General features: G+C 72.6%; 16 protein-coding genes and 1 tRNA gene. 5 read left to right on the top strand and 12 right to left on the bottom strand.

The annotated features are described in order from the left end of the window. Positions 1-107 precede the first annotated feature (107 nt). The gene (locus ABD234_RS03430; protein WP_038374375.1) at positions 108-1,631 is read left to right on the top strand and encodes an MFS transporter; all 1,524 of its coding nucleotides are present in this window, start codon (positions 108-110) and stop codon (positions 1,629-1,631) included. A 30-nt stretch (positions 1,632-1,661) separates the two neighbouring features. On the opposite strand, the gene ABD234_RS03435 is transcribed toward ABD234_RS03430, so the two are convergent. The 4 genes from ABD234_RS03435 to ABD234_RS03450 form a co-directional block, all read right to left on the bottom strand. Next, positions 1,662-2,339: a DsbA family oxidoreductase gene (locus ABD234_RS03435; RefSeq protein ID WP_038374374.1), complete on the bottom strand. Its 678-nt coding sequence runs from the start codon at positions 2,337-2,339 to the stop codon at positions 1,662-1,664. Positions 2,340-2,341: 2 nt separating this feature from the next. Then, positions 2,342-3,100 (bottom strand): SDR family oxidoreductase, encoded by a 759-nt coding sequence (locus ABD234_RS03440; protein WP_038374372.1) that lies wholly within the window; start codon positions 3,098-3,100, stop codon positions 2,342-2,344. Positions 3,101-3,225: 125 nt separating this feature from the next. Next, the gene (locus tag ABD234_RS03445; RefSeq protein ID WP_038374371.1) at positions 3,226-3,813 is read right to left on the bottom strand and encodes a sugar O-acetyltransferase; all 588 of its coding nucleotides are present in this window, start codon (positions 3,811-3,813) and stop codon (positions 3,226-3,228) included. A 43-nt stretch (positions 3,814-3,856) separates the two neighbouring features. Continuing rightward, entirely contained in the window at positions 3,857-4,297 is a 441-nt protein-coding gene (locus ABD234_RS03450) for a GNAT family N-acetyltransferase (RefSeq protein ID WP_038374370.1), read from the bottom strand. A gap of 46 nt (positions 4,298-4,343) precedes the next feature. On the opposite strand from ABD234_RS03450, the gene ABD234_RS03455 reads away from it, so the two are divergent. Next, positions 4,344-4,742 (top strand): YchJ family protein, encoded by a 399-nt coding sequence (locus tag ABD234_RS03455; protein ID WP_156954194.1) that lies wholly within the window; start codon positions 4,344-4,346, stop codon positions 4,740-4,742. Positions 4,743-4,797: 55 nt separating this feature from the next. Here ABD234_RS03455 and ABD234_RS03460 read toward each other — a convergent pair whose 3' ends face one another. After that, positions 4,798-5,118, bottom strand: coding sequence for a hypothetical protein (locus ABD234_RS03460; RefSeq protein WP_051487150.1), 321 nt, complete (start codon positions 5,116-5,118; stop codon positions 4,798-4,800). 140 nt (positions 5,119-5,258) lie between these two features. Here ABD234_RS03460 and ABD234_RS03465 point away from each other — a divergent pair. Further along, positions 5,259-5,340 (top strand) — tRNA-Leu (locus ABD234_RS03465). Here ABD234_RS03465 and ABD234_RS19165 read toward each other — a convergent pair. Together ABD234_RS19165 and ABD234_RS03475 are read right to left on the bottom strand one after the other, a co-directional pair. Next, a complete protein-coding gene (locus ABD234_RS19165; RefSeq protein WP_425546775.1) occupies positions 5,292-6,572 on the bottom strand; it encodes a glucose-6-phosphate dehydrogenase in 1,281 nt (426 codons plus the stop codon). The two genes, ABD234_RS03465 and ABD234_RS19165, sit on opposite strands and share 49 nt — an antisense overlap. An 80-nt stretch (positions 6,573-6,652) precedes the next feature. Then, positions 6,653-8,434, bottom strand: coding sequence for a glycoside hydrolase family 15 protein (locus tag ABD234_RS03475; RefSeq protein WP_344354057.1), 1,782 nt, complete (start codon positions 8,432-8,434; stop codon positions 6,653-6,655). Positions 8,435-8,598: 164 nt separating this feature from the next. Here ABD234_RS03475 and ABD234_RS03480 point away from each other — a divergent pair, with 164 nt between their 5' ends. Continuing rightward, complete coding sequence (locus ABD234_RS03480; protein ID WP_038374363.1) at positions 8,599-9,267, top strand: histidine phosphatase family protein; 669 nt, start codon at positions 8,599-8,601, stop codon at positions 9,265-9,267. Then, positions 9,264-9,803: a DUF4916 domain-containing protein gene (locus ABD234_RS03485; RefSeq protein ID WP_038374362.1), complete on the top strand. Its 540-nt coding sequence runs from the start codon at positions 9,264-9,266 to the stop codon at positions 9,801-9,803. The genes ABD234_RS03480 and ABD234_RS03485 overlap by 4 nt, the downstream gene beginning before the upstream one ends. 61 nt (positions 9,804-9,864) lie before the next feature. Here the strand turns inward: ABD234_RS03485 and ABD234_RS03490 are convergent, their stop codons facing one another. The 5 genes from ABD234_RS03490 to murI all read right to left on the bottom strand — a co-directional run bounded on the left by ABD234_RS03490 (position 9,865) and on the right by murI (position 15,384). Further along, complete coding sequence (locus ABD234_RS03490) at positions 9,865-11,727, bottom strand: HNH endonuclease signature motif containing protein (RefSeq protein ID WP_344354060.1); 1,863 nt, start codon at positions 11,725-11,727, stop codon at positions 9,865-9,867. Between the two features lie 612 nt (positions 11,728-12,339). Next, entirely contained in the window at positions 12,340-12,978 is a 639-nt protein-coding gene (gene rdgB, locus ABD234_RS03495) for an RdgB/HAM1 family non-canonical purine NTP pyrophosphatase (RefSeq protein WP_038372938.1), read from the bottom strand. After that, entirely contained in the window at positions 12,975-13,733 is a 759-nt protein-coding gene (gene rph / locus ABD234_RS03500) for a ribonuclease PH (protein WP_038372937.1), read from the bottom strand. Before rph ends, rdgB begins: the two co-directional genes overlap by 4 nt. Before the next feature lie 41 nt (positions 13,734-13,774). Beyond that, positions 13,775-14,572 carry an MBL fold metallo-hydrolase gene (locus ABD234_RS03505; RefSeq protein WP_038372935.1) on the bottom strand — a complete coding sequence of 266 codons (798 nt, stop codon included), beginning with the start codon at positions 14,570-14,572 and terminating at the stop codon, positions 13,775-13,777. After that, entirely contained in the window at positions 14,569-15,384 is an 816-nt protein-coding gene (gene murI, locus ABD234_RS03510; protein WP_038372933.1) for a glutamate racemase, read from the bottom strand. The genes ABD234_RS03505 and murI overlap by 4 nt, the downstream gene beginning before the upstream one ends. Positions 15,385-15,450: the final 66 nt, after the last annotated feature.

Below are 15,450 nucleotides of genomic sequence, written 5' to 3' on the forward strand. Positions count from 1 at the left end.
GAGCCGGGGGCGTTCCTCGTCACCACCCCTCGACTGTACCGACCGGACGGTATAGCTTGGACGTGTGGCGCGGAGGTCCCGCGCCCGAGCCGTCCCAGGAGGTCCCTGTGCTCACCGCACCCAGCTCCGTCCGCTCCCCCGTCCGGTCCTCGGCCGGTCGCCGGTGGACGGCGCTCGCCGTGCTCATGCTCCCCGTGCTGCTGGTCGCGGTGGACAACACCGTGCTGTCCTTCGCGCTGCCGATGATCTCGGAGGCGCTCGCCCCCTCGGGGACCCAGCTGCTGTGGATCGTGGACATCTACCCGCTGGTCCTGGCGGGGCTGCTGGTGTCGATGGGCAGCCTCGGGGACCGTCTGGGCCGTCGGCGCCTGCTGCTGGTCGGCGCCACGGGCTTCACCGTCATCTCCGCCGTCGCGGCGTTCTCCACGGACGCCTCGCACCTCATCGCCGCGCGCGCCCTGATGGGCTTCTTCGGCGCGATGCTGATGCCGGCGACGCTCTCGCTGATCCGCAACATCTTCACCGACCCGCTGGAGCGGCGCACCGCGATCGCGGTGTGGGCGGCCGGGTTCTCCGGCGGCGCCGCCCTCGGCCCGATCGTCGGCGGCTTCCTGCTGGCGCACTTCTCCTGGGGATCGGTGTTCCTGCTGGCGGTGCCGGTGATGCTGCCCCTGCTGGTGCTGGCCCCGATCGTCGTGCCCGAGTCGAAGGATCCCGCCCCGGGCCCCGTCGACCCGCTGAGCGTCCTGCTGTCCCTGGCGACGATGGCCCCGCTGGTCTTCGCGATCAAGTCCTTCGCCGCGGAGGGCCCGACCACGGTGGGCCTGGCGGCCGCGCTCGTCGCGGTGCTCGCCGGCATCGGCTTCGTCCGTCGCCAGCTGCGGCGCCCCGTGCCGATGCTCGACGTCACCCTGTTCACCCGGCCCGTGTTCGCCGGCGCCGTCACCGCGAACCTGCTGAGCGTGTTCTCGCTGGTGGGCTTCCTGTACTTCGTCTCGCAGCACCTGCAGCTGGTCAGCGGCCGCACGCCCCTGCAGGCCGGATTCGTGCTGCTGCCGGGGCTGCTGGTGACGATCGTCGCCGGGCTGCTGGTGGTGCGCGTCGTGCGCCGCGTGGCCCCGTGGATCGTGGTCACCGCCGCGCTCTCGCTGAACGCCGTCGCCTTCACCCTGGTCGCGGCGACGGGCTCCTGGGGCAGCGACGCGACGCTGCTGCTGGCCTTCGTGCTGCTGGGCGCCGGCGTCGGCGCCGGGGAGACGATCAGCAACGACCTGATCCTCTCGGCCGTCCCGGCGGAGAAGGCCGGCGCCGCCTCGGCGATCTCCGAGACGGCGTACGAGACGGGGTCGGTGCTGGGCACGGCCGTGCTGGGCAGCCTCCTCAATGCCGCCTACCGGGCGCATGTGGAGCTGCCGGGCGGGCTCACCGGGGCGCAGCGCGCCGCCGCCGGGGAGACCCTCGGCGGGGCCACCTCGGTCGCGGGGTCGCTGCCGGCCGATGCCTCGGCGGCGCTGCTCTCGTCCGCGCAGCACGCCTTCGACTCCGGGGTCGTGATCACCGCCGGCATCGGGGCGGCGCTCATGGTGATCGCCGCGATCGTCGCCTCGCGCACCCTGCGCGCGGCCGCCTGAGCCCAGCAGCCGGGACGGCGCCGGCCGGTGTCAGCCGGCGTCGGTCCCGGCGAGCTCCCGCCCCTGGCGCAGGGCGTCGCGGAAGGCGTCGACGCCCACCGCGCCGGGCACGCCGAGGCGCCCTGCGATCACCACGAAGGGCACGCCGCGGGCGCCGAGCCGGGCGGCGGCGTCCTCGTCGGCCCGCACCGCCTCCTCGGAGGCCGGGTCCGCGAGGTCGGCGCGCAGCGCGTCCTCGTCCAGCCCCTGCGCCCCGGCCGCACGGATCAGCGCCTCGGGGTCGAAGGGATCCAGGGTCCCGGCGAAGTACGCCTGCTGCAGCGCACGGAACAGCTCGTCGTCCCGACCGCTCCGTCCGGCATGCTGCACGACCCGATGCACCGCGAGGGTGCTCGCGACCGGCCGCTCGAGCACGAAGTCGAGACCGAGGGCCTGCGCGGCGGACTGCACGACCTGCTCGCGGCGGATCGCCTCCTCCCGGTCCGTGCCGGTCTTCTCCGCGAGGTACTCCAGGTTGCTGCGGGGCTCGGCGGGCGCCTGCGGATCCAGCTCGAAGGAGTGCCGGCGGATCCGGACCGCGCCGGTGAGGCCCTCGGCCTCGATCGCCCGGCGCAGCTGCTCGTCGCCGAGCAGGCAGAACGGGCAGATGACATCGGCCCAGACGTCCAGCAGCAGCTCCTGCGGGGCGGGGTCCGGATCCGGGGCCATGATCAGGCCCCGGAGCCCTGGGCGAGGAAGTCCCCGGCGCCGCCGACCAGCTCGATGTGACCGGTCTCGACCTCGGCGGTGGCCATCTTCGCGACCTCGGCGGCGAACTCGGCGACCGAGTAGAGCCTGCCGGCGGCCTCGCGGCGCTGCTCGAGGGCGCCGGGGCGGGCACGGTTGAGCAGGGTGGCGGTGACGGTCCCCTCGATCATGTCCCCGGAGACCACGACGAAGGTGACGCCCTTGGCGGTCATGTCGGGGATCAGCTCGGTCAGGGCGTCCTCGCCGGCGCGCTTGGAGCGGGCCACGGCCTCGTACTCCGGCATCGTCTCCACCTCGTGGATGAAGTGCGCCTGGTGGCTGGTCACGAAGACGATCCGGCCGCCCTCGCCCATCAGCTCGAGGCCGGCCAGCAGGGCGTCGCGCTGCGCGTCGCGGTTCAGGCGCAGCGCGTAGTCCTCGCCGAGGTCCGTCTCCATGCCGCCGGAGGCGTTCAGGACCAGGATGTCGAGGCTGCCGTAGGTGTCCACGGCGGTGCGCATGAGGGTGCGCACGTCCTCCGGCTCGGTGAGGTCGGCGCCGACGGCGACGGCGTGGCCGCCCTCGGCCTCGATCTGCGAGACCACCTTGTTCGCGCGCGGCGCCTTCTGGCGGTAGTTGATGACCACGTTGGCGCCCTGCGCGGCGAGGAGCTTGGCGGTGTCGGCGCCCACTCCACGGGACGATCCGGTCACGACGGCGGTCTTGCCTGCCAGAGAGGTCATGGGAACTCCTGTTCTCGGGGTGCCGGGCCGGCGCTCGGCGCGCCCGGACGGGGGTCGCCCCGAGCCTACCGGCGCGGGCCCGGCGGCACCGGCGAGCACGCCGGGTCGGCCCTGTGGTGCTTCGCTCAGAGCGAGCGGATCACCCGGGCGGGGCTGCCGACGGCGAGGCTGCCGGCCGGCACGTCCCGGGTCACCACCGACCCGGCGCCGATCACCGAATCGGCGCCGATGCTCACGCCCGGGCAGACGACGACCCCTCCGCCGATCCAGACGTTGTCGCCGATGCTGATCGGCTCGGCGGCCTCCCAGCCCGCCCGGCGCGGCTCCGCCTCCAGCGGGTGGACGGCGGTGAGCAGCTGGATGTTCGGGCCCAGCTGGCAGTTCGCCCCGATGCGCACGTCGACGACGTCCAGCGCCGTGAGCCCGAAGTTCACGAAGGTCCCCGGGCCGATGAACAGCCGGCTCCCGTAGTCCACCGCGATCGGGGCGCGCACGTGCGCTCCCTCGCCGAGCTCGCCGAGCAGGTCCCGCAGGATCTCCTGGGCGGCGTCGGGGTCCTGGGGGTATGCCTCCTGGAAGCGGGCCGTCGCGGCGAGGGCCGCCCGGAATGCGTCCTGGATCTGCGGGTCGTCGGCGATGTACCAGTCGCCGGCGACCATGCGCTCGTAGGCGGTGCGGGGATCCTCGGGCGCGGGAGCGCGGAATTCCTTCATCGGTCTCTCCTGTGTCGGGCGGGCTCTCGCCGGCGTCGGGCGGCTATCGGGGCAGCAGCATGCCCAGGCTCGGGGCGGCGTCGACGAACCCCAGGGAGCGGTAGAGCCGCCGGCCCGGCGGGTCCGCCATCAGGGTGATGTACGGGTGCGGCGGGGCGGCGGCGTCGATGCGGCCGATGAGGTCGCGCATCACCGCCCGTCCCAGCCCCTGCAGCTGGTGCCGGGGATGCGTGGCGATGTCGACGATGTGGAAGTACCAGGTGCCGTCGCCGATCACCCGCCCCATCGCGGCGAGCGTCCCGTCCGGCGCCCGCACGCTGGTCCAGGCCCAGCTCGCGGCCAGCGCGCCGACGGCCTGCTCGGCGCTGCGCTCGCTGAGGCCGGCGTCGCGTCGCAGCGCGCAGTACTCGGCGGCATCGGGCGCCTCGCGCAGCAGCCGATATCCCTCAGGCAGGGGCTCGGGCGTCGGATCAGGCTCGGTCATGCCCTCGATCCTGCCAGGTCCCGGCGTCTGGGAGGATCGAGGGATGATGGACGATCCTCCCTGCCCCTGCCGCAGCGGCGAGAGCGCCGGGACGTGCTGCGGGCCGATCCTGGCCGGACGGCGCCGGGCGGGCACGGCCGAGCAGCTCATGCGCTCCCGCTTCACCGCCTTCGCCCGCGGCGACCTCGCGCACCTGCTCGCCTCCTGGCACCCGCGCACCCGACCGGGCGCCGATGATCTCGCCACGTCGCTGGGCGACGGGACGCGCTGGCTGCACCTGGAGATCCTGCGCACCGATGCCGGCGGCCCCTTCGACCAGGCCGGCACGGTCGAGTTCCGCGCCACGGCCCGCGGCCCCGAGGGGCGCCTCGTGCTGCACGAGGTGAGCCGCTTCGTCCGCGAGGACGGCGCATGGCTCTACCTCGACGGGGACGTCTCCGCCTGAGCCCGGGCATGCGACGGCCCGGCGACCGCGGAGGTCGCCGGGCCGTCGCGGACGATCAGTCCTTCGCCGCCTTCCGAGAGGATTCCTCCTCCTCGCCGCGCCCGCGGACCGCCGCGAGGACCGCGACGCCCGCCGCGAGCACGATCACGCCGATGACGCCGCCCGCGACCGCAGCGATGCGGCCCTGGGCGCCCTGTCCGTCACCGGCGGCGGAAAAACCCTTCGCGGCGTCCAGCGCCTCGTTCTTCCAGCGCATCAGGGCGTTCTTGGGGTGGATGCGATCGATGAGCTCGTCGATGTCGGCGGCGAGATTGTCCTGTCGGCGCTCGGCCTCGCGGCTCATGTCCTCGAGGCTCGCCTTCTTGCTCTTGCTCACCAGTTCCTCCGATGCGTTGCCGGTGCGTCTGCCCGGAATCGTATCGTGCCCGTCCCGTCGCCGCGCACGCGACCGCCCTGCGCTCGCCCGCTCGCCCTGCGCCGAGCGCCTCCGCTCCCGGATAGGCTGTGCGGGGTCGCGCGCGAGTGGCGGAATCGGCAGACGCGCTGGATTTAGGTTCCAGTGCCTTCGGGCGTGGGGGTTCGAGTCCCCCCTCGCGCACGCGGTCTCCACGTCTCCGGCACGCCCGAGCCGGCGGAGTACTCGTCCATCTCCACGCCTCCTGCCGACCAGGTCGCTCGCACCTCGTCGATGATCCGCCAGCATTCCTCGACGGCATCGGACCCCACTCCGAGAGCATCGCGCCCGTCGAGCACGGCTCCGACCACCGCACCATAGGCGCCCACGTGCGTGCCCTCCGCCGCCCCGTCGACCAGCGGCAGCAGGACCGGCTCAGCATCGGGCATCCTCAGCGCGACATGCTGCGCCGGCGCGCCCAGCGCCTTCCCCGAGCGCAGGGTGATCGGCACGCCCGCCCACGCCGGGAGATCGACCTCGACAGTGATCTGCGCGAGGGTCTCCGTCCCGCGCGCCGCATCCACCCCGGTCTCGTCCGTGTAGGCGGGAATCCGGCGCCCGCCGATGCTGCCCGCCGTGTACCGGCCTCGGCGCGAGGCCGATGCCGGATCGCCGCCCCATGGCCGGAGGGCCCGCAGGATGCGGACGCGCTCTTCGTGCACCGCGGAGCCGCTCCCGGGGGCCGCGGCAGGACGCAGCAGCTCGGCGAGGACCAGCAGCAGATGGGACTGGATCATGTCCACCAGCGCTCCGGCCCCGTCGTAGTACCCGGCGCGGCCCTCCAGCGCCAGGGACTCCTCGAAGCAGATCTCGATCTCCTCGGGACGATCCGACGCGGCATCGCAGCCGGCCAGGCGCTGCACGGAGGACATCCCGAGGAAGTGGTCGATCCGATGGATACGCTCCGGGGGCGCCAGCCCCAGGACGAGCTCTTCCATGTCCCGGGAGCTGCGAAGATCGCTCCCGAACGGCTTCTCGAGAGCCAGATGCGTCCTCTCACCCAGTCCCACGTGGCGCAGGGCCGCGCACACCCTCCGCGTGACCTCCGGCGGCAGGGCGAAGTAGAGGACGAGCCGCTCGGCATCGGCATAGCGGTCCAGCAGCCGGGCGAGTTCGCCCGGATCAGACATGTCGATCCGATGATGATCGGCTTGGTCCCGGATGCGGTCGATCGCCTCGGCACCGGCTCCGCCCGACGCCAGCGCATCTGCGACCAGCCCGGCGAACTCGCTCCGGGGTCGGTCCCGCCGCCCCACGCCGATCACCCGCAGGCGCCGGCCAGGTTCCCGCGACAGCAGCGATCCGATCCCGGGCAGCAGGAGTCTCAGGGTGAGATCGCCGGTGGCGCCGAGGATCAGCAGGGTCGGATCGGACAAGGCGGTCTCCTGGAGGTCGTGCTGTTCGAGTCGAGACCCAGAGTACCCGATTAGTTGCCCTCGCTAACTAAGCGGAGTCCCTACCGTTCGCGCGCAGCGTCGCGGATCGCATCGGCCGCCCGCACCAGTGCCAGATGGCTGAACGCCTGCGGGAAGTTGCCCATCTGCCGGCCCTGCTGCGGGTCGTGCTCCTCCGCCAGCAGGCCCAGCGGGTTCGCGCAGTCCACGAGCTCCTCCATGAGCGCCGTCGCCTCGTCGAGCCTGCCGGTGCGGGCGTACTGCTCGACCAGCCAGAAGCTGCAGGCGAGGAACGGGTACTCGTCGCCCGTCAGGCCGTCGGTGCTCGTCGCGGTGCGATAGCGCAGCAGCAGCCCGTGATGCATGAGGTCCCGCTCGATCTGCTCGACGGTGGCGAGCATGCGCGGATCGTCGTACGGGACGAAGCCCGTCTGCGGGATCTGCAGGAGCGAGGCATCGACCTCGGTCGTGTCGTAGGTCTGGGTGAAGCCGCCGGTCTGCGCGCTGACGCCGTGCTCGAGGATCTCCTCGCGCAGCGCGTCGCGCTGCCGGATCCATTCGGCGTCCGGGCCGGACAGGCCGTGCTCGGCCACGGCGCGGATGCCGCGGTCCAGGGCCGCCCACATCATCACGCGCGAATGGGTGAAGTAGTGGGCGTCCCCGCGCATCTCCCACACCCCCTGGTCCTTCCGATCCAGGTGGGTGGTGACGTGGCGGAGCATGCTGCGCTGCAGGGGCCAGGAGAAGTCGTCCTCCGCGACGCCCGCCTCGCGCAGAGCCTCCAGCGCGATCATCACCTCGCCGATCACATCGGCCTGGTACTGGGCGACGGCGCCGTTGCCGATCCTCACCGGCACCGATCCGAGGTGCCCGGGCAGATGCGGGAGGGTCCGCTCGGGCAGGGACCGCTCCCCCGCGATGCCGTACATGATCTGCAGATCCTCCGGATCGCCGGCGACGGCGCGCAGCAGCCAGTCCCGCCAGTGCAGGGCGCTCTCGGTGCGCCCGTGCAGCAGCAGCGCCTCGAGGGTGAGCGCCGAGTCGCGCAGCCAGCAGAAGCGGTAGTCCCAGTTGCGCACGCCCCCGGGGTCCTCGGGCAGGGAGGTGGTGGGAGCTGCGACGATGCCGCCGGTGTCGGCGTGCGTGAGGGCCCGCAGCACCAGCAGCGAGCGGTGGACCGCATCGGCCCAGGGGCCGTCGACCGTGATCGCATCGCTCCAGGACGTCCAGAAGCGGCGGGTGTCCTCGAGCGCCGCGTCCACGTCGATCGGCTCGGGCACCTCCAGGTGCGAGGGCACCCAGGTCAGCACCCAGGTGCAGCTGCGCCCGGCGCTCAGGTGGAAGACGCCGCCGTGGCGGGTCCCGTCGGCCTCCAGCCGCGGCCCGCGGAGGATGTACGCATCAGGGCCGGCCACCGCCTGCAGGCAGGGGCCGTGGCGGGTGTCGACGCGGCGCACCCACGGCAGCGTGGCGCCGTAGTCCGGCCGAAGCCTCAGGTCGACGTCCACCTCGATGGTCCCGGACAGGCAGCGGATCCGGCGCACCATGTCGGCGCGGCCGTCGGCCGAGGGCATGAAGTCCACGGACTCCGCCTCCCCGGTGGGGGTGCGCCAGCGGGTGCGCAGCACGAAGGTTCCCTGCTCGTAGTGCTGGTCCACGACCTCGCCGTCGCGCGGGGCGATGAGCCAGCGGCCGTGCTCCTCGGTCCCGAGGATCGCGGCGAACACCGCCGCGGAGTCGAACCGCGGCAGGCAGAGCCAGTCCACGCTGCCCTCGCGCGAGATCAGCGGGCCGGTGTGCAGGTCGGACAGGAGGGCGTGGTCGCCGATCGGAGTGCTCACCATCACATGCTCGCACGTGCCCGGAGCACGATGCAGGCCCTCGGCGCCGCCACCCCGGGTCCGTCCCGTGACCAGCGCCGATGCTCGCCAGCGCCGGGCGTGGCGGCGTGGCGCGGGATGTACCCTGAGAGCTGACGCCGCAGCCTGCCCCGCCCCGAGGAGCCCCCATGACCCTGTTCGGCCTCGTCCGCCACGGACAGACGGACTACAACCTGCGTGATCTGTTCCAGGGGTCCTCGGACATCCCGCTGAACGACACCGGGATCCAGCAGGCGCATCAGGCGCTCGACGATCTCCCGCCCGTGGACTGGGACGTGGTGGTCTCCTCCCCGCTGCAGCGGGCCCAGCAGACGGCGCAGATCATCTCCGAGGACCACGGGATCCCCTTCGGCGGCACCGATGCCCGGCTGGTCGAGATCGACTGGGGCGTCGCCGAGGGCAAGCCCACCCGCGAGATGGAGGAGACGTACCCCGAGCGCTCCTTCCCCGGCCGCGAAGATCATCAGGCGGTCGCCGATCGCGGCTACGACGCCCTCGAGGACCTCGAGCGGCGGTACCCGGGACAGAAGGTCCTCGTGGTCGCCCACGGCACCCTGATCCGATTCGTCCTGTCGGGGATCATCGAGAGGCCGCTGCCCTCGATCCCGAACGCGACGCTCTCGCTGGTCGACCTCGAGGGCACCACCTGGGGCGTGCGGATGATCGCGGGCGCTCCGGTCGAGCACGAGGTGCGGGTCGTCTCCCGGGACCAGAATCCCCGGTTCATCCTCGAGAAGTCGCATCTCGCTCCCGGCCAGATCGCGGCCGAGGTCCAGGAGTCGGAGGCCCGCCGATGAGCCCCCGGACGGCCATCGATGCCGAGGGCGCGTGGTTCGAGCCCGACCGCATCGCCGAGCTGCGCCGCCATCTGCCCATCCCGTACATCGACGTGGTGCCGGTGCGCACAGACGTCGACGGGACGGTCGCCCAGGTGGGCCTCCTGCTGCGCGCCTCGGGGACGGGGCGGATCGTGCGGACCATCGTCTCGGGCCGCGTGCTCATCCACGAGACGCTGCGTGAGGCGATCGCCCGCCACATCGACAAGGATCTCGGGTCGATGGCTCTGCCGCGCATCCCGGCGAGCCCGGTGCCGTTCACCGTCGCCGAGTACTTCCCGACGCCGGGGCAGTCACTGTTCACCGATCCGCGGCAGCATGCGATCTCCCTCGCCTACCTGGTGCCCGTGGACGGCGAGGCCTCTCCGCAGGAGGACGCGCTGGAGCTGAACTGGTACGACGTCGCCGAGCTCCTGGAGTCCGGGGTGATGGACGAGCTCGAGGGCGGTCACGACATCGTGGTGCGTCGCGCCCTGGCCCATGCCGGCGTGATCTGACCTCCTGCCCTGCCCGTCCTGGGCGGGCTGGCGGTCACGGTGCGATCCGATCCTGCCATCTTCAGAAGGGCGGGGGTCCGTCGGAGCCGAAAGGGAAGGCCAAACCGCCCTCGGTCCCGGAATCTCGATTCCGCTTCCGACGCTGCTGGATGCCCCACGGGTCGGCAGGATCGACGGTCGCCGGTGACACTCGGGTCGAGGCGTCGGTAGCGCGGCTGGGAGCACCATCATTCCTGGGGCGCTCGACGTCGTCGCCTCTCCCGGGGCGCACGCCAGCGCCACCGCCATGACCTCCAGTCCCATGCCCGGAGTCGTCTTCCCCGGACTCGCCGTGTCCTCCACCCCGGTCTCCGGGGTCGCTACCTCCAGGGTCCTTGCCGCCGGGACTTCCGCCTCCGGGGTCATCGCCGCCGCCGGGGTCCTGACCGTCGGGAGTGGGCGGGTCGTCGGGATCGTCGTCCTCGTCCGGGGGGATCGGCCGGCCGAAATGGCGGCAGTCCTGACCGCAGAGCACGCCCTGGTGGTCCTGGTAGTGGTCCATCAGATGCTTGACGGTCATCGTCCCGATCAGATCGACATCATCGACCACATCCCGGATCACGTGATGCCCCTCCCTGCTCCCGATCAGCCACCGCGTCCGCCCCGGACGCGTCACCCCGTCCGGACCGATCTGGACGGGCTGGATCCGGACAGGGTCGAGGACCCCGTCGGTCTTCTCCTGATGATGGAACCGGCACAACCAGTGCAGGTTCTCCAGATCCGTCGCCCCACCAGCGAGGAACTCCTCGATGTGATCACACTCCGACCCCAGCGACACCGGCCTCCCGCACCCCGGCACCGCGCACTGCGACCCCCGCAGACGCAGATGCTCCCGCATCGCCGCGGTCGGCCGGTACGTCGCCGCCGGAAGCTTCACGAACGCCCCGCTGACCGGGTCGGTCAGCACCCGGTACCAGTCCTCCTCCCCCGCCGCCAGCGTCCGCGCGAGGTCTGCCGGGACCGGCACCATCCCATCCAGCATCCCCGGCGCCTCACTCACCCCCAACAACGACAGGATCGGCACGGTCACGGTGATCCGGAACCGGTCCGCCGGCACCTCCACCCCATCCGTATCCACCTGCCCACGGGTCGCCAGCAGGAACCGCAGGGTCGCCAGGGACATCGGCCGCTGATCCTCCCGCACCATCCCATCCGGATCCCACGGAACCTCCCCACCCGCAGCCAGGGCCGCGCGCTGCTGGGCCTGGACCGCCCGCGCCGCCACATCCAGACGCCGCGCCGCCGAGTACACCTCGGGCGTCGGCCCGGTCAGGGTCATGCACGACATGCCCCCACCGACCTCCTGCACCCGCACACCCCGCTCCACCGGCACCGGCGCCTCGTCTGCCGCCTGCAGGGACTCCGCCCACGCCACCAGGGCCCGGAGGTTCTTGAAGAAGGTCTTCGGGGTGCAGTGCAGGTCCCAGCCGGCGACGACCTCATCGATGCCCTGCTGGAGGACGTGCCGCAGCGTCCGCGTCATCCGGATCATCTCCCGGAACCAGAAGGCCGGGAATTCCTCCCCCTCCAGACGCGTCAGGCATCCCGGGAAGTGCTCGACCGCCGTATACCCATCTGCGACCTCCCGCGCCCCGCGGGAAGCCGAGACCCGCAGCGCCTCCGCCGCGATGAGACTGCCGCAGTCCCCCTCCAGGCCCGGCTCGGGTGCCTCGTCGGGCCGATCCGACAGAGCATGCAGCGCGAAGTACTTCCGCGCCAGCAGAGGGCCTTCCTGGACCTCGAGATCCCACAGGGTCCGGGCGACCCCCGCCAGCACCGGGTCCTCCTCCACCCCCGCTCGCCCCGGCAGAGCCTCCCGCGACACCGGCCGACGGATCGCTCCCCGCGCGAGCGACAACGGCACCCGCGCCACGAACTGCTCCACCGTCGCCGGTCCCGGGAGTCGGGAACCCCGTCCCGCACCCTCCCCGTCGTCACCGGCGTCCGCTGCGGCACCCGCCGCGCGAGGGGCAGAGGCGGCCGGCGAGGACGCGGCGCGCGCTGAGCGCCCGGCCTCAGGAGCCGACGCAGGCAGAGCACGCGCGGGGCGATCGGGCATCCCCGGAATCTGATCCTGCGACATGCCGCCCCGCCCCCCTCCCCAGACTCTCCGGCGGCCCCGTCGCCGCCGATTTCGATTGCCTGTTCGAAACCCAGCCTACACCCGTACGCCGGTCGATGGAAGGCCATCACGACCATTGTGGAGAACTTCGTCCCACCTCTCCTCCCCACCGCGGCAGACCTCCCCGAATACGCTCTGACCAGCCACGTCATCGGGCGACGATGCGGTTCTTCGGAATACGTCCATGATGCACACGTTCCGCCACAGCGAAGCGCGGAAGATCATTCATCCTCGACCCCCGTAAACACGGGTGGCGGGACCCGGACGGCATCAGCGACGACGGCAGCCCCGCGGACGGTACCCGGAGGCCGGACATGACAAGAGCTCCTGACACCCCCTCTCGGGGACGCCAGGAGCTCAGGTCGGCCAGAAGCGCTAGGAGAGCAGCTCCCCCAGCCGCGTCGTGAGCTCTCGCAGGGCGCGGCCGCGGTGCGAGACCGCGTCCTTGTCCTCCGGGGAGAGCTCCGCAGCGGTCAGGGAGCCGCCGCCGGGCTGATCATCGGGCACGAACAGGGGGTCGTAGCCGAAGCCGCCCTCGCCGCGCCGCGCACGCAGCAGGGTGCCGGGCATCTCCCCGCGGCACACCAGCTCGCGACCGTCCGGGTGGACCGCGGCGACGACGGAGACGAAGCGCGCCGAGCGGTGCTCGTCCGGGACATCGGAGAGCTGGGCGAGCAGGAGATCGTTGTTCGCCTCGTCGTCGCCGTGACGGCCCGACCAGCGGGCGGAGAAGATCCCCGGGGCGCCGCCGAGCACGTCGACCGCGAGGCCGGAGTCGTCGGCGACCGCGAGCAGGCCCGTGGCCGCGGCGGCGGAGCGCGCCTTCTTCAGGGCGTTGCCCTCGAAGCTGACGGCGTCCTCGACCACATCGGGAAGGCCGAGGCCAGCGGCGGAGACGATCTGCTCCGCCTCCAGGCCCGGGACGGCCGGGGCGAGGATGCGCTGCAGCTCGCGCAGCTTCTTCGCGTTGTGGGAAGCCAGGACGATGCGGGCCCCGGCGGGAGCCGCGCTCACCGCTGCTCCGCGAGCACGTCCCGCTGGATCTGCGCGAGGGAGGCGCAGCCGGACTCGGCGAGATCCAGCAGGGTGGTGAGCTCGGCGCGGGAGAAGGGGACGCCCTCGGCGGTGCCCTGCACCTCGACGAGGCCGCCGGTGCCGGTGACGACCACGTTCATGTCGGTGTCGGCCGCGACGTCCTCGCGGTACTCGAGGTCCAGCAGCGGCCGGCCGTCGACGATGCCGACGCTGATGGCGCTCACCGAATCGGTGAGGACCGTCGCGGTGGCGGACAGCGAGGTGTGGCGCCGGCCCCAGGAGATCGCATCGGCGAGGGCGACGTAGGCGCCGGTGATCGCGGCGGTGCGGGTGCCGCCGTCGGCCTGGAGGACGTCGCAGTCCAGCTGGATGGTGTTCTCGCCGAGGGCGTCGAGGTCGATGACGGCACGCAGGGAGCGGCCGATGAGGCGGGAGATCTCGTGCGTGCGCCCGCCGATCTTCCCCTTGACGCTCTCGCGCGGGGACCGGGAGTCGGTGGCGCGCGGGAGCATCGCGTACTCGGCGGTGACCCAGCCGGAGCCGGACCCCTTCTTCCAGCGCGGCACGCCCTCGGTGAAGGAGGCGGCGCACAGCACGCGGGTGCGGCCGAACTCGATGAGCGCGCTGCCCTCGGCGTGGTCGAGCCAGCCGCGGGTGATCCTCACCTCGCGCAGCTGGTCGGGGGTGCGTCCGTCGACGCGGTCGCCGGTGGTCTGCGGGGTGGTCTCGCTCATCGGGTGCCTTCCTGGTGGGTGTCCTGCTTGCTGCAGCCGGCCTACTGCAGCTGGCGCTGCGCGGCCACCTCGAGGATAGCCATCGGCGCTGCCAGCTCGATCGGCCCGGGGTAGACGGCGCGGGCCTCGGCCAGCGGGACGGCCGGATTGGTCCAGGCGGGGATGTGGGTGAGCACCAAGCGGCGGGCCCCGGCGCGATCCGCGGTGAGCCCGGCGCGGCGACCGGTGAGATGGATGCCCGTGAAGCGGTCGTCGCGGCCCTCGATGTACCCGGCCTCGCAGAGGAACAGGTCGCAGCCCTCGGCCAGCTCGTCCAGGGTGGCGCACTCGTCGCAGTCGCCGGAGTACACGAGGACCTCGTCGTCGGCGGTGATGCGGAAGCCGTAGGTCTCCACCGGGTGGATCACGGGGCGCGGGGCGAAGGTGATGGGGCCGATGCTGAACGGCTCGCCGTCCACCAGCGTCCGATGGGCGAAGGGCACGGCCTGCACGCCGTCGGGCACGTCGCAGCTGCGGCCCTGGATGGCGCGCAGCTTGGCGGGGAGGTCCGCCGGGGCGTACAGCGGCAGCTGCGGCAGGTCGCACCGCTCGTTATAGGCCCAGAACACCTCGAGGCCGGTGAGGTCGAGGTAGTGGTCGGGATGCAGGTGGGAGATGACCACGGCGTCCAAGGAGGCCGGGTCGAGCACCTTCTGCAGAGGGCCGAAGGCGCCGCTGCCCAGATCCAGGAGGACCCGCCAGGTGCGCCCGGCGGCGTCCTCGTGCTCGATGAGGTAGCTGGAGGCGGCGCCCTCCGGGCCGGCGAAGCTGCCCGAGCAGCCGATCACGGTGACTCTCATACCGTCACCGCCGGGAGCGTCGCGGTCATCGGCACGGCCGGGCCCAGGAAGCGCCGGGAGAGCGGGCCGAAGGTGGAGGTCCCGCCCAGCTCGGTGCCGGTCTCGGCGAAGACGTGCCGCGGGGCGGTGACGTCGGTGCGCTCGAGGCCCGCCTGGCGCAGCTGGCGGTACACGTCCAGGGCGGTCTCCTCGGCGGAGGAGACGAGGGTGACCTCGGGGCCCATCACGTAGCTGATCGGGCCGGTGAGCATCGGGTAGTGCGTGCAGCCCAGCACGAGGGTGTCGACGCCGGCATCGCGCACCGGGGCCAGGTACTCCTCGGCGATCTCGACGATGTCGTCCCCGCCGACCTCGCCGCGCTCGACGAACTCCACGAACCGCGGGCAGGCCGCGGAGGTGATCGTGAGGTCCGGGGCGGCGGCGAAGGCGTCCTCGTAGGCGCGCGAGCCGATGGTCGCCTGGGTGCCGATGACGCCGACGCGACGGTTGCGGGTGGCGGCGACGGCGCGGCGCACGGCCGGCTGGATGACCTCGACGACCGGCACGTCATAGCGCTCGCGGGCATCGCGCAGCACGGCCGACGAGGCGGTGTTGCAGGCGATGACCAGCATCTTCACGCCCCGCTCGACGAGGGTGTCCATGATGTCGAGCGCGAGGGAGCGGACCTGCGCGATCGGGCGGGGGCCGTAGGGCGTGTGCGCGGTGTCGCCGATGTAGACGATCTCCTCGCGGGGCAGCTGGTCGAGCACCGCTCGCGCGACGGTCAGACCGCCGACGCCGGAGTCGAAGATGCCGATGGGCGCGTTGTTCATCCGGTCCAGGTTAGGCACAGCTTTCCTGGTCGGCAGTGATGCCGCGCTCACTGCGGGGCACATCAC

The sequence above is a fragment of the Brachybacterium phenoliresistens genome (assembly GCF_039530785.1).
Classification (GTDB): domain Bacteria; phylum Actinomycetota; class Actinomycetes; order Actinomycetales; family Dermabacteraceae; genus Brachybacterium; species Brachybacterium phenoliresistens.

Coding starts and splice junctions, on each gene's coding strand:
- ABD234_RS03435 (WP_038374374.1), bottom strand. CDS start 2,339: ATGGCCCCGGATCCGGACCCCGCCCCGCAGGAGCTGCTGCTGGACGTC.
- ABD234_RS03440 (WP_038374372.1), bottom strand. CDS start 3,100: ATGACCTCTCTGGCAGGCAAGACCGCCGTCGTGACCGGATCGTCCCGT.
- ABD234_RS03445 (WP_038374371.1), bottom strand. CDS start 3,813: ATGAAGGAATTCCGCGCTCCCGCGCCCGAGGATCCCCGCACCGCCTAC.
- ABD234_RS03450 (WP_038374370.1), bottom strand. CDS start 4,297: ATGACCGAGCCTGATCCGACGCCCGAGCCCCTGCCTGAGGGATATCGG.
- ABD234_RS03455 (WP_156954194.1), top strand. CDS start 4,344: ATGGACGATCCTCCCTGCCCCTGCCGCAGCGGCGAGAGCGCCGGGACG.
- ABD234_RS03475 (WP_344354057.1), bottom strand. CDS start 8,434: ATGGTGAGCACTCCGATCGGCGACCACGCCCTCCTGTCCGACCTGCAC.
- ABD234_RS03480 (WP_038374363.1), top strand. CDS start 8,599: ATGACCCTGTTCGGCCTCGTCCGCCACGGACAGACGGACTACAACCTG.
- ABD234_RS03485 (WP_038374362.1), top strand. CDS start 9,264: ATGAGCCCCCGGACGGCCATCGATGCCGAGGGCGCGTGGTTCGAGCCC.
- rph (WP_038372937.1), bottom strand. CDS start 13,733: ATGAGCGAGACCACCCCGCAGACCACCGGCGACCGCGTCGACGGACGC.
- ABD234_RS03505 (WP_038372935.1), bottom strand. CDS start 14,572: ATGAGAGTCACCGTGATCGGCTGCTCGGGCAGCTTCGCCGGCCCGGAG.
- murI (WP_038372933.1), bottom strand. CDS start 15,384: ATGAACAACGCGCCCATCGGCATCTTCGACTCCGGCGTCGGCGGTCTG.